21 protein-coding genes are annotated in these 25,969 nt (G+C 50.5%); 20 read left to right on the top strand and 1 reads right to left on the bottom strand.

The window, feature by feature from the left end:
• Positions 1-18: 18 nt before the first annotated feature.
• The 10 genes from RHOM_RS10015 to RHOM_RS09970 all read left to right on the top strand — a co-directional run bounded on the left by RHOM_RS10015 (position 19) and on the right by RHOM_RS09970 (position 11,956).
• Positions 19-702, top strand: a complete 684-nt coding sequence (locus RHOM_RS10015) for an ABC transporter ATP-binding protein (protein WP_014080200.1) — start codon at positions 19-21, stop codon at positions 700-702.
• On the top strand, positions 699-2,507 hold the full coding sequence (locus RHOM_RS10010) for an ABC transporter permease (protein ID WP_014080199.1): 1,809 nt from the start codon (positions 699-701) through the stop codon (positions 2,505-2,507). Before RHOM_RS10015 ends, RHOM_RS10010 begins: the two co-directional genes overlap by 4 nt.
• Before the next feature lie 446 nt (positions 2,508-2,953).
• Positions 2,954-3,364, top strand: coding sequence for a sigma-70 family RNA polymerase sigma factor (locus RHOM_RS10005; protein WP_014080198.1), 411 nt, complete (start codon positions 2,954-2,956; stop codon positions 3,362-3,364).
• A gap of 469 nt (positions 3,365-3,833) precedes the next feature.
• Entirely contained in the window at positions 3,834-4,100 is a 267-nt protein-coding gene (locus RHOM_RS10000; protein ID WP_014080197.1) for a DUF6870 family protein, read from the top strand.
• A 118-nt stretch (positions 4,101-4,218) separates the two neighbouring features.
• Complete coding sequence (locus RHOM_RS09995; protein ID WP_014080196.1) at positions 4,219-5,901, top strand: recombinase family protein; 1,683 nt, start codon at positions 4,219-4,221, stop codon at positions 5,899-5,901.
• A gap of 374 nt (positions 5,902-6,275) precedes the next feature.
• The gene (locus RHOM_RS09990) at positions 6,276-7,607 is read left to right on the top strand and encodes an ABC transporter substrate-binding protein (protein WP_014080195.1); all 1,332 of its coding nucleotides are present in this window, start codon (positions 6,276-6,278) and stop codon (positions 7,605-7,607) included.
• Between the two features lie 53 nt (positions 7,608-7,660).
• Positions 7,661-8,563 (top strand): carbohydrate ABC transporter permease, encoded by a 903-nt coding sequence (locus RHOM_RS09985; RefSeq protein WP_118098152.1) that lies wholly within the window; start codon positions 7,661-7,663, stop codon positions 8,561-8,563.
• Positions 8,560-9,384, top strand: coding sequence for a carbohydrate ABC transporter permease (locus RHOM_RS09980; RefSeq protein WP_014080193.1), 825 nt, complete (start codon positions 8,560-8,562; stop codon positions 9,382-9,384). The genes RHOM_RS09985 and RHOM_RS09980 overlap by 4 nt, the downstream gene beginning before the upstream one ends.
• Before the next feature lie 18 nt (positions 9,385-9,402).
• Positions 9,403-10,911 (top strand): arabinosylfuranosidase ArfA, encoded by a 1,509-nt coding sequence (gene arfA / locus RHOM_RS09975; protein WP_014080192.1) that lies wholly within the window; start codon positions 9,403-9,405, stop codon positions 10,909-10,911.
• 43 nt (positions 10,912-10,954) lie between these two features.
• On the top strand, positions 10,955-11,956 hold the full coding sequence (locus RHOM_RS09970; RefSeq protein WP_014080191.1) for a LacI family DNA-binding transcriptional regulator: 1,002 nt from the start codon (positions 10,955-10,957) through the stop codon (positions 11,954-11,956).
• Positions 11,957-12,018: 62 nt separating this feature from the next.
• Here RHOM_RS09970 and hcp read toward each other — a convergent pair whose 3' ends face one another.
• The gene (gene hcp / locus RHOM_RS09965; protein ID WP_014080190.1) at positions 12,019-13,692 is read right to left on the bottom strand and encodes a hydroxylamine reductase; all 1,674 of its coding nucleotides are present in this window, start codon (positions 13,690-13,692) and stop codon (positions 12,019-12,021) included.
• A 211-nt stretch (positions 13,693-13,903) separates the two neighbouring features.
• Here hcp and RHOM_RS09960 point away from each other — a divergent pair, with 211 nt between their 5' ends.
• The 10 genes from RHOM_RS09960 (at position 13,904) to RHOM_RS09915 (ending at position 25,568) form a co-directional block, all read left to right on the top strand.
• Entirely contained in the window at positions 13,904-14,140 is a 237-nt protein-coding gene (locus RHOM_RS09960) for a hypothetical protein (protein ID WP_014080189.1), read from the top strand.
• 568 nt (positions 14,141-14,708) lie between these two features.
• On the top strand, positions 14,709-15,482 hold the full coding sequence (gene sufC, locus RHOM_RS09955) for a Fe-S cluster assembly ATPase SufC (protein ID WP_014080188.1): 774 nt from the start codon (positions 14,709-14,711) through the stop codon (positions 15,480-15,482).
• Complete coding sequence (gene sufB / locus RHOM_RS09950) at positions 15,479-16,885, top strand: Fe-S cluster assembly protein SufB (protein ID WP_014080187.1); 1,407 nt, start codon at positions 15,479-15,481, stop codon at positions 16,883-16,885. Before sufC ends, sufB begins: the two co-directional genes overlap by 4 nt.
• An 11-nt stretch (positions 16,886-16,896) precedes the next feature.
• On the top strand, positions 16,897-17,985 hold the full coding sequence (locus RHOM_RS09945; RefSeq protein WP_014080186.1) for a SufB/SufD family protein: 1,089 nt from the start codon (positions 16,897-16,899) through the stop codon (positions 17,983-17,985).
• A complete protein-coding gene (locus tag RHOM_RS09940; protein ID WP_334290584.1) occupies positions 17,976-19,190 on the top strand; it encodes an aminotransferase class V-fold PLP-dependent enzyme in 1,215 nt (404 codons plus the stop codon). The genes RHOM_RS09945 and RHOM_RS09940 overlap by 10 nt, the downstream gene beginning before the upstream one ends.
• The gene (sufU, locus tag RHOM_RS09935) at positions 19,183-19,620 is read left to right on the top strand and encodes a Fe-S cluster assembly sulfur transfer protein SufU (protein ID WP_014080184.1); all 438 of its coding nucleotides are present in this window, start codon (positions 19,183-19,185) and stop codon (positions 19,618-19,620) included. The genes RHOM_RS09940 and sufU overlap by 8 nt, the downstream gene beginning before the upstream one ends.
• 306 nt (positions 19,621-19,926) lie before the next feature.
• The gene (locus tag RHOM_RS09930) at positions 19,927-20,247 is read left to right on the top strand and encodes a DUF6110 family protein (RefSeq protein WP_014080183.1); all 321 of its coding nucleotides are present in this window, start codon (positions 19,927-19,929) and stop codon (positions 20,245-20,247) included.
• Positions 20,248-20,270: 23 nt separating this feature from the next.
• A complete protein-coding gene (locus RHOM_RS09925; RefSeq protein WP_014080182.1) occupies positions 20,271-22,346 on the top strand; it encodes a heavy metal translocating P-type ATPase in 2,076 nt (691 codons plus the stop codon).
• Positions 22,347-22,610: 264 nt separating this feature from the next.
• Positions 22,611-23,810, top strand: coding sequence for a BMP family ABC transporter substrate-binding protein (locus tag RHOM_RS09920; protein WP_014080181.1), 1,200 nt, complete (start codon positions 22,611-22,613; stop codon positions 23,808-23,810).
• 54 nt (positions 23,811-23,864) lie between these two features.
• Positions 23,865-25,568 (top strand): methyl-accepting chemotaxis protein, encoded by a 1,704-nt coding sequence (locus tag RHOM_RS09915; protein WP_014080180.1) that lies wholly within the window; start codon positions 23,865-23,867, stop codon positions 25,566-25,568.
• Positions 25,569-25,969: the final 401 nt, after the last annotated feature.

The following is a 25,969-nucleotide window of genomic DNA, read 5'->3' as shown; positions in this document are numbered from 1 at the left end:
GAAAGAGGTGTTTGCACGATGAACTTATTAGAAGTCAAAAATATTTGTAAAACCTATGGCAGCGGAGAAACCACAGTCAAGGCTTTGAAAGATGTTAGTTTTTCTGTTCCCAAAGGAGAATATGTGGCAATCGTTGGAGAATCCGGTTCTGGTAAAAGTACGTTGCTGAATATGATCGGCGCATTGGACACGCCTACGTCGGGTAAGGTATTGATTGACGGCAAGGATATTTTTTCTATGAACGACAAGAAGTTGACCGTCTTCCGTCGCAGAAATATCGGATTTATTTTTCAGGCGTTCAACCTTGTGCCAGAGCTTACGGTAGAGCAAAATATTATTTTTCCTGTACTGCTTGACTATCAGAAGCCGGACAAAAAATATCTGGAAGAACTGCTTACTGTTCTTAATCTGAAAGAACGCCGTAACCATTTGCCGAGCCAGTTATCCGGCGGCCAGCAGCAGAGAGTGGCGATTGGCCGCGCATTGATTACCCGTCCTTCTCTGATTCTGGCAGACGAGCCAACAGGAAATTTGGACTCACAAAACAGCAGTGAGGTCATAGCATTGCTCAAAGAAACATCGAAAAAATACGAGCAGACCATCATTATGATTACCCACAACCGCAGTATTGCGCAAACGGCAGACCGGGTATTACAGGTATCGGATGGTACTTTGACTGATTTTGGGAGGTGCCGTGAATGAAAAGCTATCTTAGTCTTATTCCCATCTCCGCTAAAGTTCACCGCCGACAAAATCGTATGACGCTGCTTTGCATTGTATTTGCTGTGTTTATGGTAACAGCAGTATTCAGTATGGCAGAAATGGGTTTTCGGATGGAACAGGCCCGATTGGTTGGTAAGCATGGAAGTTTCTCTATTGGAGACTTGCTCGGCAGTTCCATGGGGCAAACCCTTCTTTCTGTTGCGGTTGTTCTGTTCCTGCTGATTTTGATTGCAGGCGTTTTGATGATTTCCAGCAGCATGAACAGCAGCGTTGCCCAGAGAACTAAATTTTTTGGAATGATGCGTTGCATTGGTATGAGTAAGCAGCAGATTATTCGGTTTGTTCGTCTGGAGGCATTGAACTGGTGCAAAACGGCTGTACCCATCGGTCTTGTTTTAGGGGTTGTTACTACATGGGGACTTTGCGCGGTACTGCGTTTTGTAGTCAAAGAAGAATTTTCTGATATTCCTCTCTTTGGCATTAGTATTTTTGGCATTGCTTGCGGTATCTTTGTGGGACTGATTACTGTACTGATTGCCGCAAATGCTCCGGCGAAACATGCCGCGAAAGTATCTCCTATCACAGCGGTGTCTGGAAATGCAGACCACGGAAAAACAATGCATCATTGCCAGTATACAGGATTCGGAAAGATTGAAGCGCTTCTCGGTATCGACCATGCGGTCTCCGGGAAGAAAAATTTATTTCTGATGACAGGTTCTTTTGCACTTAGTATCATCTTATTTTTGAGTTTTTCCGTTATGATCGATTTTGTGGATTATTTGATACCTCAGTCAGCTGCCACATCAGATATTGATATTGCAAGTGATGACGGTAATGCGATTCCTCGGGAATTGCTTACATCCATCCGTGCAATGGATGGAGTGAGAGAGGTTTACGGGCGGCGTAGCGCGTTTGATGTTCCTGCCAGATTAAATAGCGATACCGGATTTTCCGGTACAACCGACATGATTTCTTATGATGATTTTGATTTACAATGTCTGAAAAAAGACAGTGCTTTGAAAAGGGGGAGTGATCTGTCCAAAGTTTTTGGGGACAGCAATTTTGTTTTGGCAACATCCGATCAGGACAGCACATGGAAAATCGGTGACACTGTTCAGATTGGGGATGAAACCCTTACCATAGCCGGACTGTTAAAAAACGACCCATTTAGTGAGAATGGATTGACAAATGGAAAGCTCACATTGATTACCTCTGATGAAACATTTGTCCGTTTGACAGGAGAGGAAGGTTATTCTCTTGTGCTGATACAAACAACGGGAGATGTTACGGACGAAAATGTTCAGGCAATCCAGAATTCCGTAGATCAAACATATAGCTTTCGAGATAAACGCGACGAGCGCACTACGGGAACTTATATGGCTTTTGTTTTCTGTGTTTATGCGTTTTTGGCAATTATTGCACTGGTAACGGTAATGAACATTGTCAATAGCATTTCCATGAGTGTGTCTGCCAGAATGAAGCAATATGGAGCTATGCGGGCAGTAGGAATGGATGAACGGCAAATGACGAAAATGATTGCCTGTGAAGCCTTCACCTATGCTGTTTTGGGGTGCGTTGTTGGTTGTGCTATTGGCTTGCCGCTTAGCAAATCGCTGTATGATTTCCTTATTGCAGGGCATTTTCCATCTGCTGTGTGGCAGTTCCCAATTATCTCTTTGGGCATTATTCTTCTGTTTGTCTCGATTGCGGCAATCGCAGCTGTATATGCTCCGGCAAAACGAATTCGCAATATGTCGATTACTGCAACCATCAATGAATTATAGTTTCATATGTTAATCTGCCGCGCGACGGCAAAAGAAAAAAAGCCGTCGCAGAGCAGACACATTTTCACGCGCCTATGAAACGGCGGCTTTGATTTTCAGAGCCGCCGTTTCTTTGCGTTTACACAATCCTATGACGACTTGCAGGGACACGGTAGCCGATTGGAGGTTAATTTACCGTGTCCTTCTTTTTGTTTCGCAGTATCCATGATCTGCACCAGCTAAAAAAAGCGTAGCCCCTCCATCGGAGCAGTCCGGCTTTGAATGTGAAATTAAACAGTACATAACCGATAATATATTTTCATGCGCTTGTGCGGCTTTGTGTCGCGCAGGCGCATTTTGCTTTCCAGACTTCGAGACAAAGTGTCCCGAGGTGCGGTGCCGTTCTCCGCCGTTACTCCATTTCGTTTCCGACCAACCCCGAACAAACTGAAATGGAGGATTTTACGATGACTACTATCAATCTGAAAGATTTTTATTATTGGTACACGCAGGATCAGCTTATCGAAGTTTCTGACGAGGTGGCCGAGGTATTCAAGGCCGATGCCCGCTATGAAATGGCCTACCAGCGGCGGCTCTCCCGGCACAAGGCGCAGTATTCTTTGGACTGCGATGACGGGATTGAATATTCCGCTTGCCTGCATGAGCCGACCCCGCAGGAGCTCCTTGAACGAATGGAAACCTTTCTTCGTCTGTGGAACGCTCTCAATTCTCTGCCGGAGATTCAGGGCCGCAGAATTGACGCACATATCATTCTTGGCAAGTCGATTAAGGAAATTGCCGAGGCCGAGGGCGTACATGAGGAGTCTATTCGCCAGTCGATCAAGCGTGGCCTTGAACGCATGAAAAAAACTTTTTGATTTTTTCATCTTAACCCACTTGGAATTGATGAAAAAATGTCTCGGTTTATGAGAGGAGGTTTTCTTCCTAACGCAAGGGAATAACGGCAACCCTGAGTAAGTTCGGGGAGCCAGACGGTGGGTGCGCGGTGACATTTCCAAAAAGAGATTGAGCGAACAACACCAACATCGTAAATGAGCCCGGCCATCCCAAGGCCATGATCCGGCGCTGAACAGGTTGGCTGCCTGTTCCTCCGGGCGTGTCGCTTTACTTGCGTTGAGAGCGCCGCACAGAAAATAAAGATTGTCTTTGGACAGGCCAAGTAAATATGTGCGGCGCTCTCTAATATTCAAAAACTATAATAAACCTCGAGACAAAGTGTCCCAAGGTGGAGTAAGGCAACAGGCCAGCATCCCAGTGGTGCTGGCCTGTTGCGTTTCCCTACCAAACAGAGGGAGGCGTTCTATCAATCTGCGAAGGAGGTTTACCGTGAAATTAACTACACAGGAACTTGAACAAATGAGAAGCGTTGACATTGGCGCGGTGGCTGCCGAGTCCCTGCCTGATGTGAGCGGTATGACCTTTGACAATGCGCTTTCCCGAAAGGAGCGCATCACTCGATTTTTGCAGACTGTCAAAAATCCATACTGCTTTTGCATCGGTGGTGTTGGCGTGAAAATTGAATTTGCTGAAAGCGGGCCATCTCTCCAAGATAAGCTGACGGATTTCCTGCTGCGGCAAAGAAGCGGGCTGTAACTTCGGTTACAGCTCGTTTTGCTTCTTCGAGACAAAGTGTCCCGAAGCGGAGGCATCCTTGTTGTCCTCCCCGGACAGAGTTATAATATAAGTGTAATGTGATAGGGAAGGAGGAACAATGGCACGAGCAAAAAACAGAGGGTATCAGCAGAGTTTCTCTCCCTCTTACACAATCCGCCGCTGGCGGCTGGGCATCTATATCCGGCTTTCAAAGGAAGATTTGAAAAAAGGAAAAGACGATAGCAACAGCGTAAAGAACCAGCGTGACCTACTGAACGATTTTTACCGACGAAACATTGACGAGTTTGAAAGCATCACGGAATATGTGGATGATGGTCATACTGGAACGGACGCCAACCGTGAAGATTTTCAACGGCTCTTGGCGGATGTCATGAGTGGTAAAATCAACTGCGTTATAGTAAAAGACCTGTCCCGCTTCGCACGAAATTATAGCGATGCCGGAAGTTTGATCGATAACCTGTTTGTTCAAATGGGTGTTCGCTTTATCAGCCTTGCTGAGAATGTGGACAGCTACAAGAACCCCGACAGCGTTTCAAATATCATCGTTCCCATTACAAACGTGATGAACGATAATTACTGCTATCAGACTTCCAAAAAGATCCGGCAGGTATTTGATTACAAACGGCGCAACGGCCAGTATATCGGAGCATTTGCTCCTTACGGCTATGTAAAGCACCCAAAGGACAAGCACAGGCTGATTGTTGATCCCGATGCTGCTGAAAATGTCAAACTCATTTTCACAATGCTTATTCAAGGGTCATCAAAACGTGCTATCGCGCTGTACCTGAACGAACACGGCGTACCGAGCCCCTCGGCTTACAAGGTACAAAAGGGCTTGCCTGTTTCGACAAGAGGGTATGACGATCCTATGTGGGGAGTCCGCATGATCCACTCCATTCTTACCAATCCGACCTACACCGGGGATTTAGCCCAAGGCCGAAGCCGGGTGAAAAGCTACAAGGTACACCAGATTGAAGCTGTTCCACGCGAGGAATGGGTGGAAGTGGCTGGAACGCATGAGGCCATTATCGACTATGAAACTTTCGACAAGGTACAGGCTCTCTTACAGCGTGATACCCGTACTTCCCCGAAAGGCCGTGAGGTACATTTATTCAGCGGCTTTCTGAAATGTGCCGATTGCGGGCGGGCCATTACCCGATGCGTTGGCAAGAACAACAATGTATATTATTCTTGCTCAACCTACAAGAACCGTTCCCGGACAGCCTGCACCATGCACTCAATCAAGCATGAACGGCTGGAGGCTGCTGTTTTGTTCGCTGTACAGCATCAGGTACATTTGGCTGTTTCCTACTCGGAAATCGTCACGCAGATCAATTCCGCTCCAATCAAAAAAAGCCAGTCCTACCGACTGGACGATCTGATAGCTGCAAAAGAGCGGGAACTGACAAAGATAACACGCTACAAGCAATCTCTTTATCAGGACTGGAAAGACGGTGAAATCACCCAGCAGGAATACCGGGATATGAAGGCTGACTATGAACGGCAGACTTCTGATATTTCCGCGGTGCTTACCCGGCTGAACGCTGAACGCGCAGAACTGGCAAACGGTGTGGACAACGAGCATCCTGCACTGGTAGCCTTTATGAAGTATCAGAACATTGAAGCCCTCAACCGTGAAATCTTGGTTGAACTTGTGGACTATATCAAGGTCTATGAAAACGGCAATATCAGCGTGAAATTCAAATTCGCTGACGAGCTCCGCAAGATTGCCGAGTACATTGAAATCAACACTACGGAAGATACCGCAGTAGCGGGCTAACCCCCGCTACAAACCCCTTTGACAGTGTGTTTTCCTAATAGGCGCTAATCATATGCTGTTGGTATAATAAATAGTGTGTTGAGTACACGAGTCCGCAAATGCGCGGACGATATTTTTACACAAAAATGTACACGTGTACGCAAAACAGAAAAAATCACAACAAAACAATGTATGGGGAGGAAGTAGTGCAAAAATGCGGACGATACTGCATTTTGCACAGGGCTGTTTGATGCGGCAGACACCACAAAATGAGCCCTTATCGCAGAGCAAACGAGATGGAAGACACGTTACGGGTGCAGATTCATTGCCCGTGCAAATCAGAGGTTGCATCTGTGGTTGCCTCGACACAAAGTGTCTGCAGAATGGAGGATAACATGAAAAAAAGAGCAATGGCGGGATTACTGGCAATGACAATGGCAGCGACCATGTTTGCAGGGTGCGGCAGCACAGCAGCAGACAGCCAGACAGCGGATGCACAGGGGAGTGCAGGCACGGCAACAGAGGCAGCAAAGACAGAAAAAGACAGCGGAAGTGCTGCGGGAGAAGGAATCACATTGACTGTGTGGGCACCATTTACCGGATCAGACGGAGATGTGCTGCGTGAAATCATCGACAACTACAATGAAACCAATACGGACAATATTACGGTGCAGATTGATATTATGGACAATGATACCTTGCAGACAAAATTTGCAACGGCAGTATCGACCGGTACAGGACCGTCGTTTGTGCTGGTGGGCATTGAGTATCTTCATCAGTATGAGGAGAATGGACTGATCGAGGATATCAGCGATTTCTGGGATACGATGGGCATTGACAAGAGTAATTTCTATGAAAATGTACTTGCAAAATCCTACATAGACGATGCGCTCTACGGCGTACCAATGCAGTACAATGTGCAGTATCTGTATTACAACAAGGATCTTTTCACGGAGGCAGGTCTTGATCCGGAGAACCCGCCGACCACGCTCGATGAATTGCGCGAGGCGGCGATCGCCTGCACCGATCCGTCTAAGAATCAGTATGGACTGGGACTTCCGACCGATTACGGTTATTACTGCGAGTACCTGTGGGCGAACGGCGGAGATGTCATCAATGAGGATGCAACACAGAACCTTTTAAATTCCGAAGAAAATATTGCAACCCTGGAGTGGATTCAGAAGCTTGCGACGGAGGATGGGGTATCCCCGGAGGGACTCACCGCAGCGGATGCGGACACGATGTTCCAGTCCGGCCAGCTTGCAATGTATACCAGCGGTCCATGGAACATCAACGGGTTGACACAGCTTGGTTTGAATTATGGAATCACGGCGATCCCGGGCGGAAGCGACGGCGCGTACTCCCCGGAGGGCGGATGCTCTTACATGCTGACGAAAGGGGCCGACGAACAGACCAAAGAGGCAGTGTATAAATTTATGGCATACTGGCTGTCTGATGATGTGTTAAAAGAGTGGTCGAACCGGAACGGCTTCCCGGTATGGTCTTACTCTGTTCTTGAGGATGCGGACATTCAGAACAACGAGATCTTAAGTGCAGTATCCAAGGCATCCGAGATCGGACGTGACTGGCATCTGGGACTGGAATGCGGAAGCATGATTGACAATGATGTCATGAAACCGATGATGGAGAAAATTTTATCCGGGGCAGACGTGACGCAGAGTGTACAGGAGGCTTCGGACGCGCTGGACGCGGTGATCTCCGACTGATGTCTGACGGTCACTGACGCAAAAATAGCTGCAAGCTGTAAAGGATGGAAATTATGAAAGTAAAAAAGAGACAACACCGTATGGAGCATCAGGTGAAGGCGTATGCGTTTATCGCGCCTTCCCTGCTCATACTTACCGTATTTGTATTTATACCGCTGGCGGGAGCGATCGGGATCAGTCTGATGAATATTGATATTTATATGAAAAATATCTCGTTCGCCGGAATCGCCAACTACATCAAAATGTTTCAGGATGAGCGTGTGGCAAATGCTACGTTTCATACATTTTATTTCGCACTGCTTGAGGTACCCCTCCAGATGATCGTGGCGTTGCTGCTGCTCATGTTTATGCTGCGCAATACAAAACTGCACAAGCTTTTGAGAACCGTATTTTACCTGCCCTATGTGTGTTCTATGACGGCAGTCAGCATCATGTGGTCGATGCTGCTCAATACGCACTACGGAATGCTGCCATATCTGCTTGGAAAAATCGGTATCACGATGCCAAACATGCTCTCAAGTACGACATGGGCGATGCCTACGGTGATTTTTGTTACGGTGTGGAAAGGGTTCGGATATACGCTTACCATCCTTTCGGCGGCGGCGCTCGGCGTCTCTGAGTCGTTATATGAGGCGGCGGAGATTGACGGCGCGACCGGGCTGCAGAAATTTTTCTATGTCACAATACCCGGTATACGGGATACGATCGGTTTTTGCGTGGTGACGACGTTAATTATGGCGCTGCAGGTATTCGATCAGATCTACGTCATGACGGGAGGCGGCCCGCAGTACGCGACCGAGACGCTCGTGGGTTATATCTACAACCGGGGATTTCAGACAGCGCCGTATGATCTCGGATATGCGTCAGCAATCGCCGTTTATTTGTTCTGCATGATTGCGATTATAACCGTGATCTTAAGAAAATATGCTTTCCCCCAGGGAGGTGACGAGACATGAGAAAAATAAGTGCGCAGCGGGTGATCGGAACATTGGTACTTCTGTTGTTTGCAGCGCTGGTGCTGCTTCCACTGTTCTGGCTCGGCGTATCCGCCTTCAAGTCGGATGCGGACGTCATCAAGTGGCCGCCAATCTTTTTCCCGACAGAGTGGGTCACAACACAGTTTGCCTATGTGTGGAAAGTGCTCCCGATTGCCAGAATGCTGCTTAACACGGTTGTGTTTGCAGGGGGTGTCACCATCATCAGTCTGTTTTTTGATTCTATGGCAGCATATGCATTTGCCCGAATGAAATTTACAGGAAGAAAACTGCTCTTTGGAATCATCCTGCTCACGATGATGATTCCGTTTCAGGTGGTGATGATTCCACTCTATATGGAAGAATATAAGCTTGGAATTTTAAATACGTTCTTAGGACTGATTCTACCACGCGCAGCGAGTGCCTACGGTATTTTCATGCTGACCTCCTTCTTCTCGGGCATACCAAAATCGCTGGATGAGGCTGCGAAAATTGATGGTATGGGAGAGTGGAAAATATATCTGAAAATCATTCTGCCGCTTGCAAAGCCGGCACTTGTGACACTGGGAATCTATCATTTCATGAATAACTGGAACGATCTGCTTTATCCGATGATGCTGACAAGTTCGGTGGAAATGCGGACGCTGTCAGCAGGACTTGCAATTCTGGTTGGAAGTAATTCGATCAAATATGGTCCGACACTTGCTGCTACGGTGATTGCGATTCTGCCGCTGTTACTGCTGTTTTTGTTCGGACAGAAGTTTTTCATGGAAGGAATCGCAACATCGGGAATGAAAGAATAGAGGCAGAGGAGAGAGAAGATGAGACATGTGACAATTAAAGCTGATACGGCATTTACAAAAGGCAGGATTGACGACCGTATCTACGGCTCCTTCGTGGAGCACATGGGAAGAGTGGTGTACACCGGCATCTACGAGCCATCGCATAAGACTGCAGATGAAAACGGATTCCGGGGCGATGTGCTGCAGAAGGTAAGGCAGATGGGGGTCACGGCGGTGCGCTATCCTGGGGGCAATTTTGTCTCCAACTATGACTGGCGGGACGGGATCGGACCTGTGGAGAAACGCCCGAGGAAGCGGGATCTGGCGTGGAAAAGTATTGAGACAAACGAGGTCGGTCTGGATGAATTTATGAAGTGGGCGGATGCGGCAGAGGTTGCACCGATCTATGCAGTGAATCTTGGGACCAAGGGAATCGAGGAAGCGCTTGCGGTGCTGGAATATTGTAATATGGAGACCGGCACATACTACAGTGATCTCCGGGCGGCAAATGGACATGAAAAGCCGTACGGCATCCGGACCTGGTGTCTGGGCAATGAGATGGACGGAGACTGGCAGATCGGGCACAAGACGGCGGAGGAATACGGCAGGATTGCCTATGAGACCGGAAAGGCGATGAAAATCTTAGATCCATCCATCGAGCTGGTGGCGTGCGGAAGTTCGATGTCCACGAATCCGACGTTCGGTGACTGGGAACAGACCGTACTGGAACATTGTTATCCCTGCCTCGATTACATTTCCCTGCACCAGTATTACGGGGGACAGGAGAAGGGCACGTCAGAGTTTCTGGCACAGTCGCTGGATATGGAGCGCTATATCGAGACGGTCTTAAACATCTGCGACTATGTGAGGGTAAAAAAGAAAATGTCACATAAGATCAACATCTGTTTTGATGAGTGGGGCGTCTGGTCGATGAGCGACGTGCAGGTGCAGAAATCGGTGGAGGATGCACCGTGGCAGACGGCACCTGCGATCAGCGAGCAGATCTATACCATGGAGGATGCGCTTCTGTTTGCAAGTATGCTGATGAATTTCATAAAACGGGCGGATCGTGTGAAGATCGCCTGCCAGTCGCTTCTTACGAATATCAGCTCCTGCATTATGACAGAGAAGGACGGCGGTGTGTGGGTGCAGCCGGTGTATTATCCGTTTGCCCTGATGGCGAAGTATGCGCACGGCGTGACGTTAGATACACGGTATACGGGAGACACCTACGCGTGCAGCACGTTTGAGACGGTACCCTGTGTGGATCATGTGCTCGTCTATGACGGGCAAAAGCATGAAGTGACGGTTTTCTTTGTAAACCGTATGGAGGAGAGTGCCGAGGCGACCGTTTCTTTACAGGGCATGGAGCCGGAGGCGGTTTTAAAAAGTATTGCACTGTTTCACGAGGATAAGAAAGCGACAAATCAAAAGGAACATGACTGTGTAACACCTGTGGAACTGGAAAACGTCTCCTGCAGCGGAAACGAAATTTCAGTGGAACTTGTACCTCTCTCTTTTCAAATGGTTCAGATTCGATTAAAATAGAAGAAAGTTTTTTGAAAAGAAAGAAAACGGGGAGCAGGAAAATATGGCGATCACGACAAAAGATCTGGCGCAGTTGTGCGGCGTTTCCAGAACAACGATACACCGGGCATTAAATGGAACCGGGCGGATTAAGCCGGAGACAAAGGAGATGATCCTTCAGGTGGCAAAGGAACACGGCTACCGGCCGGATCTCCTTGCCACCGGACTGGCTAAGGGACAGACGTACAACATCGGTGTCGTCGTGCTGGACGTGAAGAACCGCTATTTTGCCCAGATGCTCTCGACGATCAGCACGGAGGCATATGCCCGCGGCTACGGCGTCAACATTACGCTGCACGGCGGGGATGCCGGGACGGAGCGCGAGCAGCTGACAAGACTTGCGGATTACCGGGTTGACGGGATCATCCTCTCCTCGGTCAACGAGGGGGAGGCGTACCGGACATTCCTGGAGTCCCTGCACCGCCCGATTGTCTCTGTGGATAACCGGATTGCGGACGGCATCCCGTTTGTTGGGATCGACCAGCGGGCAGCAGTGCGGGAGGCAGTGCAGAGAGCGGCAGAGAAGGGCTATGAGCGCATCGTGTTTGTCTGCCCGCCGTTAGATACAAAAAACCGGCAGAATCTGTATGTTCACAAGGAGCGTCTGCTGGGGTATGAGGAAGAGATGAAACGCTATCCCGCGCTCCGGCCGGAGTGTATTCTCTCCTGGGATTACCTGCAGAAAGTGGATGCCATATTAAAAGAAGGAAAGCGGACGGCGTTTGTCTGTACCGCAGATGAGTATGCACTTGAGATCATGAAGGATCAGAAGCGGGCAAAAAGAAAGGCGCCGGTGGATTACGGCATTACCGGATTTGACAATATCGATACGCTGGCATATGTGACACCGCAGCTTTCCACGATCTCCAATGTGGTGGATGAGGTGGCAAAAAGTGCCGTTGAGATGCTTTTTGCCATGATAGACGCTGAACCGGAAGTGGAGCAGATGACAGGAGACAGTCAGCGGATTTTACCTCATCGCTACCTGGAGGGAGAGACGCTGTAGTGACAGAAGGATATAGTATATAATCAGAATATAATTCAACAATTCGGTTAAAGCTGCGGAAATCAGACTGCCTGTCCGAGGCAGGTGCGGATGTCGTCCCTGGCGTTGCTGATGGATTTTAAGTGGAACGTGTCTGTCAGGTATTGCAGGACATTCGGACTCAAAAAGGCGGGCAGAGTGGGACCGAGATAAATGTCATGGATGCCGAGACTTAACAGAGCGAGAAGATCAGCGACGGCTTTCTGTTCATACCAGGAAATAATCAGCGAGAGCGGAAGACCGTTGACATCCGTGCCAAATGCATCGGCGAGAGCAGTGGCAATGCGGATGGCAGAGTAGACATCGTTGCACTGTCCGATGTCGAGGAGCCTCGGAAGACCCGCCACCTCCCCGAAGTCCAGCTTGTTGAAGCGGTACTTGCCGCAGGCGAGGGTCATAATGAGGCAGTCCTGTGGAACCATCTCGGCGAATTCGGTGTAATAGTTGCGTCCGGGGCGCGCTCCGTCGCAGCCGCCGATGAGGAAGAAATGGCGCAGTTTTCCGGATTTTACGGCATCCACGATCGCATCAGCATAGCCCAGTGTGGCGTGGTGACCGAAGCCGACGAGGATTTCCTGTACGTCCTGGTCTTCGGGATAGCCGCCGAGTTCCAGTGCCTGCTCTATGATGGCGCTAAAATCCTTTTCGCCGTTCTCGTTTTTGCCAATGTGCTTCACACCGTCCCAGCCGACCACATTTGTGCTGTAGATGCGGTCTTTGTAGGAGTCGCGCGGGCGCATCAGGCAGTTGGTGGTCATGAGAATACAGCCGGGAAGATTGTCGAACTGTTTCTGCTGATCCTGCCAGGCACCGCCGAAATTCCCGGCGAGGTGCGGATATTTGTTCAGCCCCGGATAACCGTGACAGGGAAGCATCTCTCCGTGGGTGTAGATATGGATGCCGGTTCCCTCCGTCTGCTTTAAAAGCATTTCAAGGTCTTTTAAATCGTGCCCGGAGACGATGATAAACGGACCTTTTTTCAGGTGGACATTGACTTTTTGCGGGGCTGGGTTCTGATAGATGGTCGTGTTGGCTTCGTCCAGTTTTTTCATGACTTCGATTGCCATCTCACCGGTGCGCATGGTAAGGCGGATCAGTTCCTCGACCGACAGCCGGTCGTCCGTGAGGGCTTCCAGGGCGAGAATATAGAAATCATCCGCCTCATCGCTGTAATAGCCGAGCTCTCTCGCCTGATGCCCGTAGGCGCTGATGCCTTTGAGTCCGTAGAGAACGGTCTGACGCAGGGACCGGATGTCCGGATCGAGCGACTTGTCATACATGATACCGGCGATGGGCGCGTCGCGCAGCATCTCGGTTTTGGTCTGCGGAAGATCGTAGGTGGCGTGAAGCGTGGGCTGACTGGGAGCGCCTGCGTAAGCCCGGAGTTCTTCTTTGATGCGCTGGGATTCGCGCAAAAGTTCGACATGTACTTCCACGTCAAAATTAACGTTCGTAAGTGTGGTAAATAGCACATTTTCGATGAAGCTGACAACACTTTTATCCATAGGAGTGCCTTTTTCGATCAGAGGCCTGGCATAGCAGCTGATGCCCTTGATCTGAAAGATTAAAAGATCCTGCAGATTTGCGACTTCGGGAGTTTTTCCGCATACACCGAGCTTGGTGCAGCCTTTCTGGTTAGCAGTCTGCTCACACTGGTAGCAGAACATTTCGTAATCGAGTTCCATATTATTTCCCATGTTGATTTCTCCTATTTTTATTGATATACCGGGTAATCCGTATTGCGACAGGCACAGTATGTGCAGAATATGGAAAAAAGATGCGGCAGAGCCGGATATAATGAGAAAACTTATCAGCAACCCCGTTTTCATTTCAGATCGCAGTGCTATAATAAAAACAGGATTAGATATAACTAACCCCGAACATGCAACGATCAGAAAGGATGGCATTATGGGAAGATATTATCGATTATCAAAAAAGCTGACAGAGGATGAGAGCAGGGAAGTACAGCGGGAGATGAGAGAAATCGCTGACGTGGAGGACGTCTCGATCAAAGCAGACGAGCGGATGCTTTTTGTCGTCACAAAGGACGGACAGTTTTCGGATGTGATGAGCCGGGCAGTCAATATCTGCAGCCGCGTGGCAAACGGAGCGGAACTTTCATTCGCACGTTTTGCGGAGGCATAGATTCGGAAGAGAGCGTGCCGACAGACAATACGCGGACTTTTTAGTGTTCCTAACATCACCGCTTCACAGACAATATAAAACCGCGCGAACCGAAACTCGTTGGCATCTGCTATTGAAAGCATGGCAGATGCCGACTCAGACATCGGCTTCGCGCGGTTATGTTTTGTTCATTAGTGATGTAAGGAACACACAAAAGTCCTTGAATTGTCTGTCGGCCTGCGGACACACCCGCGGAGTGCTCAAAACTTGGAAAAACACGGATTATCGCAGATGTAAAAAGCGGCAGGGTTAGAAATTCCGTATTGTGCGATCCGAATTTCCCCGCCTGCTTCTATCCGGAATGCGGTCGCACGCCTTCTGTAAAAATGAGAAACAATCTCAATAGCGGGGCGATTTCTCTCTTGCTTTCTTCACGGTTTCGTTCTAGAATGTGGTTGAATCATATCCTACCTTACAACTAGGATATGAAAGATGTGTGGGAGCGTCGCAAAGAAAACCAAAAGGGCAGCGGAGGGAATCGTGAAAGAGGATTCCGTCTGCAGAAAACGCTTCAGAAACGGAGGCAGCTATGGCAGAGCAGATTTTACAGGTAGAAGGGCTTACGGCGCGCGTGGAGGATAAGGTGATCCTGCACGAGGTCGGGCTTACGATAAAAAAAGGAGAGACGCATGTGCTGATGGGACCGAACGGTGCGGGAAAGTCGACACTGGGGTATGTTCTGACCGGCAATCCCAAATACAGCGTCACAGAGGGAAAAATCCTTTTCAAGGGAAATGACATCACGGAGGAGGCGGCAGACAAGCGCGCCAAGGCGGGAATGTTCCTGTCGTTTCAGGAACCGCTCGAGGTGCCGGGACTCTCCCTCGAGAGCTTTATCCGCAGTGCATTGAGCGAGCAGGGCAGAAATAAAATGCGCGTCTGGAATTTCAGAAAAGAATTAAAAGCGGCAATGGAAGTGCTGCACATGGATCCCTCCTACGCCGGGCGGGATTTAAACGTGGGATTTTCCGGCGGTGAGAAAAAGAAATCCGAGATCCTGCAGTTGATGATGTTAAAACCGGATCTTGCCATTTTAGACGAGACAGACTCCGGGCTGGACGTGGATGCGGTGCGGCTTGCATCCGAGGGAATCCGCGAGTACCAGAAGGAGAATCCGGACGGCGCACTTTTAATCATCACGCACAGCACGCGCATCCTGGACGCGCTTCATGTGGACGCAACCCATATCATGGTGAACGGGCATATTGTGGCATCCGGGGATGCATCGCTGGTGGATAAGATCAACCGCGAAGGTTACGAGGAGTATGAGAAGCTGGCACAAAAAGGAGAGGATGAGCGGTGAAAGAGAAGACATACGTAGAAGACATTGACCGCAGCATATACGATGTGAAGGATGAGGAACGGGATGCTTACAAGGTCGATGAGGGACTGACCGAGGCGATCGTCGAGCAGATCTCCCGTGAAAAAAAGGATCCGCCGTGGATGGAACTGTTTCGGCTTCAGGCACTGCAGATTTACAATGAGATGCCGGTGCCGGACTGGGGACCGTCGATTGAGGGGCTGGATATGAGCCATATCGTGACGTATGTGCGGCCGAATACAAAGATGACGGCAAAGTGGTCGGATGTGCCGCAGGACATCAAGGACACCTTTGAGCGGCTCGGTATCCCACAGGCGGAGCGCAAGTCGCTGGCAGGTGTCGGGGCGCAGTATGACTCGGAGCTGGTGTATCACAATGTGCGGGAAGAAGTGGCAGCCCAGGGCGTGGTCTACACGGATATGGAGAGCGCGTTAAAGGGCGAATACGCGGATATGGTGCAAAGCCACTTTATGAAACTGGTCAAACCGAACGATCACAAATTTGCCGCACTGCACGGAGCAGTCTGGTCAGGCGGATCGTTTGTCTATGTGCCGCCGGGGGTGTCGGTGACGATTCCGCTGCAGTCCTATTTCCGGCTCAATGCGCCGGGAGCAGGGCAGTTTGAACACACGCTCATCATCGTGGACAAAGGGGCGTATCTGCATTTTATCGAGGGCTGTTCCGCACCAAAATACAATGTGGCGAACCTCCATGCGGGCTGTGTGGAACTGTTTGTCGAGGAGGGCGCGACACTGCGCTATTCCACGATCGAGAACTGGTCGAAAAACATGTACAATCTGAACACCAAGCGGGCGCTGGTCAAGGAGGGGGGACGGATCGAGTGGGTGTCCGGCTCCTTCGGCTCCCATGTATCGTATCTCTATCCGATGAGTATCTTAAAGGGAAAAGGGGCGCACATGGAATTTACAGGCATCACGTTTGCCGGAAAAGGTCAGAATCTGGATACCGGGGCAAAGGTGGTGCATGCCGCACCGGATACCTCCTCGTACATGAACACCAAGTCGATCTCCAAGGACGGCGGTATCAGCACGTTCCGGAGTTCCGTGAGCATTACAAAGGAAGCCGCCGGCAGCAAATCGGCAGTTTCCTGTCAGTCGCTGATGCTCGATGACATCTCAAGATCGGATACGATTCCGGCGATGGACATCCGCACAGGAGACGCGGATGTGGGACATGAGGCTAAAATCGGCCGCATCAGCGATGACGCCGTGTTCTATCTGATGTCCCGCGGTATCAGCGAGGAGGAAGCGCGGTCGATGATTGTCAGCGGTTTTGCAAGCAACGTGTCAAAGGAACTGCCGTTAGAGTATGCGGTGGAGATGAACAATCTGATTGATCTTGAGATGAAGGGCAGCATCGGGTAAAGGAGGAGCTTATGACAAAACAGAATCAGACGATCACAGTCAACCGGCTTCCTGCAAAGACCTGGAACTGGCTGAAAATGAATGAAACCGTGATTGGGATGCCGCGGATCGACGGCAGTATAGCGATAAAACAGAGTGTGGCAGAAGCAGGGCAGGCAGAGGCAGAGCAGCTGCGGATGGCGCAGCAGACGGATTGGGATAAAATCACAACCGGGATGGGCGAGGCGATGGATCAGCCGTCGGAGACAGATGCGGCATGGGATACCGAGCTTTTGACGATTCCGGAAAATGCAGACTGCGGCGAACCGTATGTGTACCGTTTTGCTTACCGGAGCGGGCAGCACGCCTATAACCGCCTGCATATCTATGCCGGAGCGCACAGCCGGGCAAAAATAATTCTGCTCTGCGAGAGCGAGGAGACGGGCGGGATGATGTCCGCCATCCAGACGAAGGTATATGCCGGGGAGGGCGCGAAAGTAGAACTGTATGTGGTGCAGACGATGAATGCGGAAGCCGTCTGCCTGCATGATGTGGGTGTCTCGTGTGAAAAAGATGCCGCTGTGAAGGAAGTGCAGCTGGAACTGGGTGGCGCCGAGGTCTATACGGGAACACTGTTTGAACTTAGCGGAGAAGAGAGCACGGCAGAACTCGTAAGCGGATATCTGGGCACCGGCAGGCAGAAGATTGATATGAATTATGTCGCCAGACACCGCGGGAAAAAGACGAAGAGCAATATGCAGATATCGGGCATCTTAAAGAACGAGGCGAAGAAGCTGCTGCGCGGAACGATCGATTTTGTGCACGGCTGTGTGGGAGCTAAGGGAGACGAGAAGGAGGATGTGCTTCTTGTCGGTGACAATATGGTCAACCAGACCATCCCGTTAATCCTGTGCGCGGAGGAGGATGTGGAGGGCAATCACGGCGCTTCCATCGGTAAGCTCGACGAGAACATGCTCTTTTATGCCGCCACGAGAGGCATTCCCCCGGAGGAGGCACAGAGACTTCTGACACTGGCGAAGATCGAAGCGATAAACAGCCAGATCCCGTCAGAGGAGGTGCGCGGCGCTGTTGACACTTATCTGAAGGAGCAATGCATATGACAGATTATAAAAAAGATTTTCCGCTGCTTGCGGAAAGCGATATCGCTTACCTCGACAACGCGGCGACAGAACAGCGGCCGGCGTGCGTGCTCGATGCGGAGCGGGAATTCTATGAGCGCTGGAATGCCAATCCGCTGCGCGGGCTCTATGAGCTGGGCGTGGAGGCGACAGAGCAGTATGAGCATGCGAGAGAGCGCGTCGCACGGTTTGTACATGCGAAGAGTGAGAGAGAAATCATTTTTACCAGAAATACGACCGAGGGCATCAATCTGGTGGCGTACAGTTATGCGCTGTCCCGGTTAAAGCCCGGGGATGAGATCCTCGTCACGATCATGGAGCATCACAGCAACCTGCTTCCGTGGCAGATGGCGGCGAGACAAACCGGAGCCACACTTAAATATCTGGAGTGTGAACCGGACGGCAGTTTTACGGAGGAGAAAATCCGTGACGCCGTCACACCGCACACAAAGCTTGCCGCGCTGACACTTGTCTCGAATGTGCTTGGACGGGCGACCCCGGCAGAAAAACTGATCGGGATGGTACACGAAAACGGCGGTGTGGTACTGGCGGATGCGGCACAGGCAGCGCCGCATATGCCGATCGATGTCACGGCACTTGACGTGGATTTTCTGGCATTTTCCGGACACAAGCTGATGGCGCCGATGGGGATCGGTGTGCTCTATGGAAAACAGGAACTTTTAGAGGAGATGCCGCCGTTTCTGACCGGCGGGGAGATGATTGACCGTGTGACGAGAGAGGGAGCCGTATTTGCCGAACTTCCCCATAAGTTTGAGGCAGGGACGGTCAATGCGGGAGGCGCGGCCGCGCTTGCCGCCGCGATCGATTATCTGGAATCCATCGGCTGGAAAGAAATCACGGAGCGCGAGGAGATGCTTACCGCCCAGCTGCTTGCCGGAATGAAAAAAATTCCGGGCGTGCATATTCTGGGAAGCGGGGACGAAAAGGAGCACTGCGGAATTGTGAGCTTTACCGTGGATGATGTACACCCGCATGATATTGCATCGATCTTAGATGAGGCGCACGTCGCGGTGCGGGCGGGACATCACTGCGCCCAGCCGCTGTTGGAATGGCTCGGCATTTCGTCCTGTGCCAGAGCGAGCGTGGCATTTTATAATACGCCAGAGGATGTCGGACGATTTCTGGATCAGCTGGCACAAGTCAGGAGGATGATGGGATATGAATAACCGGACATTTTATAATGAGGTGCTGACGGATCACAACCGCTATCCGGGTCACAAGGAGAAGCTTGCGGATGCGAATCTGGTGCTTGAGGGTGTGAATCCGAGCTGCGGGGATGATATTGTGCTGCAGCTGCGCGTGGAGGATGGCAGGATTGCGGAGGGAACCTTTACGGGCGACGGCTGCGCCATCTCACAGGCTTCCGTGGATATCATGCTGGATCTGGTCATCGGAAAGACCAAGGAAGAGGCCATGCACCTGGCGGATCTGTTCTTTCGGATGATTAAAGGGACGGTATCGGACGAGGAATTAGAAGAACTCGAGGAGGCATCGGCGCTTGTGGACATTTCACACATGCCGGCGCGTGTCAAATGCGCGGTACTCGGCTGGCACACGCTTACGGAGATGCTTGGGGACGAACCGGAAGAGAAATAGAAAAATATAGAAATAAAAGGAGTGGCAGGGATCGAGTAAATCTCTGCTGTTTTACAGGTTTTTGATGCCATCGGTTATTGCAGCCGGTATGAACCGGTTTATAATAAGGAAAAAACGCAGCCATCCGGCGGAGGTATTAAAAACCGGGAGCAGGATGGAAAATGGTGGATAATGATGAAGTTTATCAATAACGAAAAAATACTGGAAAAATACAAAAAGCGGTACTATAATGCACAATAATGTAAAGAGCGAACAACATGTTCAGCAAAGGATGCACGGGATTGTGCATAGAAATGGAGGATACATATGTTAAAGTGTTTTGAGAAGATCGATTGGAAGAAGACAGGAATTTTTGCAGGCGGCGTATTATTTGGAACAGCCGGTATCAAGGTACTTTCCAGCAAGGATGCCAAGAAGGTTTACACAAGCTGTACCGCAGCTTTCTTAAGAGCAAAAGAGTGTGTGATGAACACCGTAAGCACCGTACAGGAGAATGCCGGAGACATCTATGCAGGCGCAAAGGAGATCAATGAGGAGCGCGCAGCCAAGGCTGAGGCAGAGGCATTTGCAGATGCAGAGGCAGAAGCAGCAGAGAAGACCGGGACTGCAGAGAACACCGAAGAATAAGATTTTGATAAGAGGCGAGTAAAGTGAAGTTTGCAATCAAGCATGAGATTAAGGGGCGGATGCGGATTCACGTGGCACAGTACCGCATGAGTTGTGCACAGGCGGATACGCTTCTGTATTTTTTACAAAATGATATACAGGTCTCAAGCGCCAAGGTGTATGAGCGTACGGGTGACGCAGTCATCTGTTATGACGGCAGCAGAGCGGAACTGATTGACAAGCTCAGACATTTCCACTATGAAGATGTGGAGGTGCCGAACGGGCTGATCGAGAATTCCGGAAGAGAGCTGAATGCAAGCTACCAGGAGAAGCTGATCGGCAGAGTGGTGAGACGCTATGCATCCAAGATTTTTCTGCCGTATCCCATCCGGGCGTGCTGGACGACGGTCAAGTCGTTCCGCTACATCTGGAAGGGCATAAAGACACTGGCGGCACGAAAGATCGAAGTACCGGTACTCGATGCGACGGCGATCGGAGTGTCTATTCTGCGCGGTGATACCGAGACGGCGGGATCGATCATGTTCCTGCTTGGCATCGGCGAGCTGTTAGAAGAGTGGACGCACAAGAAGTCCGTCGGCGACCTTGCGCGCACCATGTCTTTGAATGTCGGCAAAGTATGGCTGAAGAAGGACGGCGTGGAGGTTCTTGTCGGCGCGAAGGAAGTCCGTGAGGGAGACGAGGTGGTTGTCCATATGGGCAATGTAATCCCGTTTGACGGCGTCGTGACAGACGGCGAGGCGATGGTCAACCAGGCATCCTTAACCGGAGAATCCGAGCCGGTACGCCGGATTAGTGAGAATTATGTCTATGCAGGAACTGTAGTCGAGGAAGGGGAGCTTACCATTCTCGTGAAGGCGGTAGGCGGCTCCAGCCGCTACGACAAGGTTGTGCAGATGATCGAGGAATCCCAGAAGTTAAAGTCCGGGCTTGAGAGCCGGGCAGAGCATCTGGCGGACCGTCTGGTACCGTATTCCCTCGGTGGCACGGCGCTCACATACCTTCTGACCCGGAATGTGACGAAGGCGTTGTCGATTCTGATGGTGGATTTCTCCTGCGCATTAAAACTTGCCATGCCGATCTCCGTATTGTCGGCGATCCGTGAGGCTAGTTTTTACAATGTGACGGTCAAGGGCGGAAAATATTTAGAGGCAATGGCTGAGGCAGATACAATCGTCTTTGATAAGACCGGCACACTGACCAAGGCAAAGCCGACCGTGGCAAAAGTGGTTTCCTTTAACGGGGACAGCCCGGATGAACTTCTTAGGATTGCAGCCTGCATGGAGGAGCATTTCCCACATTCCATGGCAAAAGCGGTTGTTGAGGCAGCCAGGGAAAAAGGTCTGGATCATGAGGAAATGCATTCCAAGGTGGAGTATGTGGTGGCACATGGTATTTCCACCACGATCAACGGCAGGAAAGCCGTGATTGGAAGCTATCATTTTGTATTTGAGGATGAGGGAGCTGCCCTTCCTGAGGGTACGAAGGAACTGTTCGAGAGCCTGCCGGAGGAGTATTCCCATCTGTATCTGGCCATCGAGGGACAGCTTGCAGCCGTGATCTGTATTGAAGATCCGCTCCGTGAGGAGGCGGAGGCAGTTATCAATTCCCTGCGCCGCTCCGGTATCAAGAAGATCGTCATGATGACGGGTGACAGCGAGCGGACGGCAAGCGCCATCGCAAAGCGCGTCGGTGTGGACGAGTATTATTCCGAGGTGCTTCCGGAGGATAAAGCCGGTTTTGTCGAGCGTGAAAAGGCAGCCGGACGCAAGGTTATCATGGTCGGAGACGGCATCAACGATTCCCCGGCACTCTCTGCGGCGGATGTCGGCATCGCGATTTCGGACGGTGCGGAGATTGCGCGTGAGATCGCGGATATCATGGTAAGCTCGGATGATCTCTATCAGATCGTGACCTTAAAGCTGTTGAGCGACGGCCTGATGAAGCGGATTCGCAAGAATTACCGCGTGATTGTCGGATTCAATACCGGATTGATCCTGCTAGGAGTCGGCGGCGTTTTACAGCCGACCACATCAGCGCTTCTGCATAACACCTCTACGCTGGTCATCAGCTTAAAGAGCATGCAGAATCTTTTGAGCTAACTGAATATGTATTTTGAAAAGTCTTTACAGATTTGCCACTGGCAGTAAAATGCGGCAGAACTGTGAAGGCTTTTTTATTTCATAGGAAATACCGTGATACATTCATGTGTGAAAGTGGAACTTTCCTATGAAAGTTTCAGAGAAAACATTCTGATACATTTCCAAAAATTTACAAATTTATTGATGACAAAATAAAAAATGTGTATAATAAAGGCAGATGTAAAAAGTTGGCAGATAATAGCATACAGAAAGAGAGTACCGGATATGAGAAAAAAATGGATCAGACTGATTGCGGCAGCCATGGGAAGTTTTCTGCTTGCCGGCTGCGGTGCAGATACGCAGATTGATGATTATGCTACAAATGCCGGAGCGGAGAGCGTGCAGCAGACGTCAGGGACGGAGTCGGCGGCTGCGGCAGCATCCGCGACGGAGGGAATTCCGAAGGACGAGATCAAGGTCGGGGTGCTTCATCTGTCAGACCCGGCAGAGGGAAGCGGATACACATACACGCATGATCTGGGAATTCAGGGAATGCAGCAGAACCTCGGACTTTCCGACGATCAGATTGTGCGGAAAATCAATGTCCCAGATTCCGATGAGGATGCGACAAAGCAGGCGATTCAGGAGTGTATCGACGAGGGATGCAACATTATCTTTGCGACCAGCTGGGGTTACATGGAGGCGACAGCGGAGATGGCGGAGAAATATCCCGATGTTTATTTTTCCCATGGAACCGGTTATATGAGCAACGGCAGGAATTTCAATAACTATTTCGGCAGAATCTATCAGGCGCGCTACTTAAGCGGTATTGTGGCGGGAATGAATACCACGACGAACAAGATCGGTTATGTGGCTGCCATGGATAACAGCAATTCAGAGGTGACGGGAGGAATCGATGCGTTCGCGCTCGGTATCTATTCGGTCAATCCGGACGCGAAGGTTTACGTCAAGGTGACGAACAGCTGGTATGATCCGGAGGCGGAGGAGAATGCGGCAAAGACACTTCTGGATATGGATTGTGATGTGATCGCCCAGCACTGTGATACGGAGTATCCGCAGACACTTGCCCAGGAGCGTGGCGTATACAGCATCGGGTACAATTCCGACATGAGCAAGAATGCGCCGGAGGCCTGCCTGTGCAGCGTTATCTGGAACTGGAGTGCCTACTATACCGCGGCAGTGCAGAGCCTGATTGACGGAACCTGGGATGGAAGCAATTATTACGGCGGCATGAACGAGAATCTGGTCGCTCTTACCAATCTGGCGGATTTCTGTGCGGAGGGCACACAGGAGAAGGTAGACGAGGCGAAGGAACAGATCCTTTCGGGACAGAACGGTGTATTTGACGGTGTGATCGAGACAAATACCGGAGAGACGGTCGGTGAAGCGGGCAAGACGCTCGACGATGCGACAATCACCGGCGGCATCAACTGGTATTTTAAGACGGTGAATGTTGTGGATTAAGGAGCAGCCGGACGAAAAGCGACATGCAGATGCACAGACGAAATGGAGATTAGTATGAACATTAAGAAAAAGATTCTGGGGATTACAATTGCACCGGTTATTATATTGGGGTTGATTTCCATGTTTTTGACAACCACAATGGTACGGAGCGCCATGCTGGAGGAGATTGAGGAAGCACTTCGGGGAACGGCGGCAGCCACGCTCGCAGCCTACGATCAGAATACGGGAGATTATCTCCAGACCAGCAATGGAGATATCTGGAAGGGCAGTTATAATATTTCAAAGTCCGAGAGTCTGGTAGACCGTATCAAAGGCAATACCGGAATGGACGTCACATTTTTCTACGGAGATACCCGCATTATGACATCGGCGGTCGATGCAGGAGGGAACCGCATCTTAAATTCCAAAGCCGGTGACCGGATTGTAGAAAAGGTACTACAGGGCGGCGAATCCTATTTCAGCCATGCGGTGTCGATCGAGGGCACTTTGAACTATGGATATTTTATACCGGTATATCAGAACGGATCGACCGATGAGATTATCGGTATGATTTTTGTGGGAACGGACAAGCAGGAAAAGGATGCCGTGATCAACAAGATTCTGGGAACAATCAGCATGGCGGTGTGTGCGGTGATGATCCTATGCATTGCGATCGGCATGAAGCTTGCAACCTCAATGAGCCGCAATATCCGCAGCAGTATTGAGGTGGTAGGAAAAGTGGCGGACGGCGATCTGAATGTCTGGGTAGAAGACAAGCTGCTCGGGAGACACGACGAGATCGGTGATCTGTCCCGCGTGACGATCACGCTGCGGGATGCCATGAAGGCAACTATCCAGGAGATTTCACAAAATGCCAAACGCCTGCTCGATGCGTCCGAACTGCTCGGTACAGCGGCAGACCAGACAAACGGAACCATGGATCATGTGCGCATGGCAGTCAACCAGATTGTGGAGAATTCCACTGAACAGGCACAGAATTCCCAGAATACATCGGAACATATGCGTATTATGGGTGAGAATATTACCGAGACGTCGGCAGAGGTGGAACTGTTGGATGACAATGCAGCTTCCATGCAGCAGTCCAGTGAGAAGGCGGCAGAGACGCTCAACAATCTGCGGAACATCAATATCGAGGTGGAACGCATTATCGGTGAAGTGCAGGAGCAGACGAACCGGACCAACGATTCGGTACAGAAGATCCATGAGGCAACCGCGTTTATCACGTCGATTGCGGAGGAGACGAACCTTCTCAGCCTGAACGCTTCGATCGAGGCGGCGAGAGCCGGAGAGAGCGGCAGAGGATTCGGTGTTGTGGCAGACCAGATCAAGAAGCTCTCCGAGCAGTCGAATGAGTCGAGCAAGGAGATTGAGGAGACTGCGAAGACACTCAGCGAGGATTCTGCAAAGGCGGTTGAGATTATGCAGCAGATGCAGGAGATCATTATGAACCAGAGTGCGAGCATGCAGGATACGCAGAAGGTAGTGGAAGAGGTAATCGCGCAGATCGGCAGCTCCATGCAGAGTATCCGTCAGATCAAGGAGAGCACAGGACACCTTGAAAGCTCCAGAAATGAAGTGCTGCAGGCAGTGAGCGAACTCTCAGAGATCGCGCAGGGCAATGTGGACAGCACAAAGAAGACGTACGATGAGACGGAAGAGGTAGTGGATACCTTCAAGCAGGTGTATGTCAGTGCAGAGCAGCTCCGCGAGATCGCAGATGAGCTGGTCAGCAGTATTGATTACTTTAAGATGCAGTAAAACGAGGGGCTGCCCGCTTATGGGGCAGCCCCTTTTTGACTTGATAAGTAATATTATAAAGAGAAGATCATATCCTTCGATTTCAGATGGAATGCATCTGGAAATTCGGATCAAAAAATGCGGCATTTCTACCCCGTCGGTTTTTGCATCCGTGATGATCCATGTTTTTCCAAGTTTTGAGCACTCCACGGGTGTGTCCGCAACCCGCAGACAATTTTAGGATTCTCGTGTGTCCCTTGCGGCACTGCTGAATAGAACATAACCGCGCGAAGCCGCTGTCTGAGTCGTCATCTGCCCTGTTTTGAATAGCTGATGACGACGAGTTCGGTTCGCGCGGTTTTATATTGTCTGTGAAGCAGTGCCGCTAGGGACGCTAGGGAATCCGTTCATTGTCTGCGGTT

This window comes from Roseburia hominis A2-183, from assembly GCF_000225345.1.
GTDB lineage: Bacteria > Bacillota > Clostridia > Lachnospirales > Lachnospiraceae > Roseburia > Roseburia hominis.
Note: the sequence above shows the minus strand (reverse complement) of the source record. Positions and strands in the feature narration are given on the sequence as shown.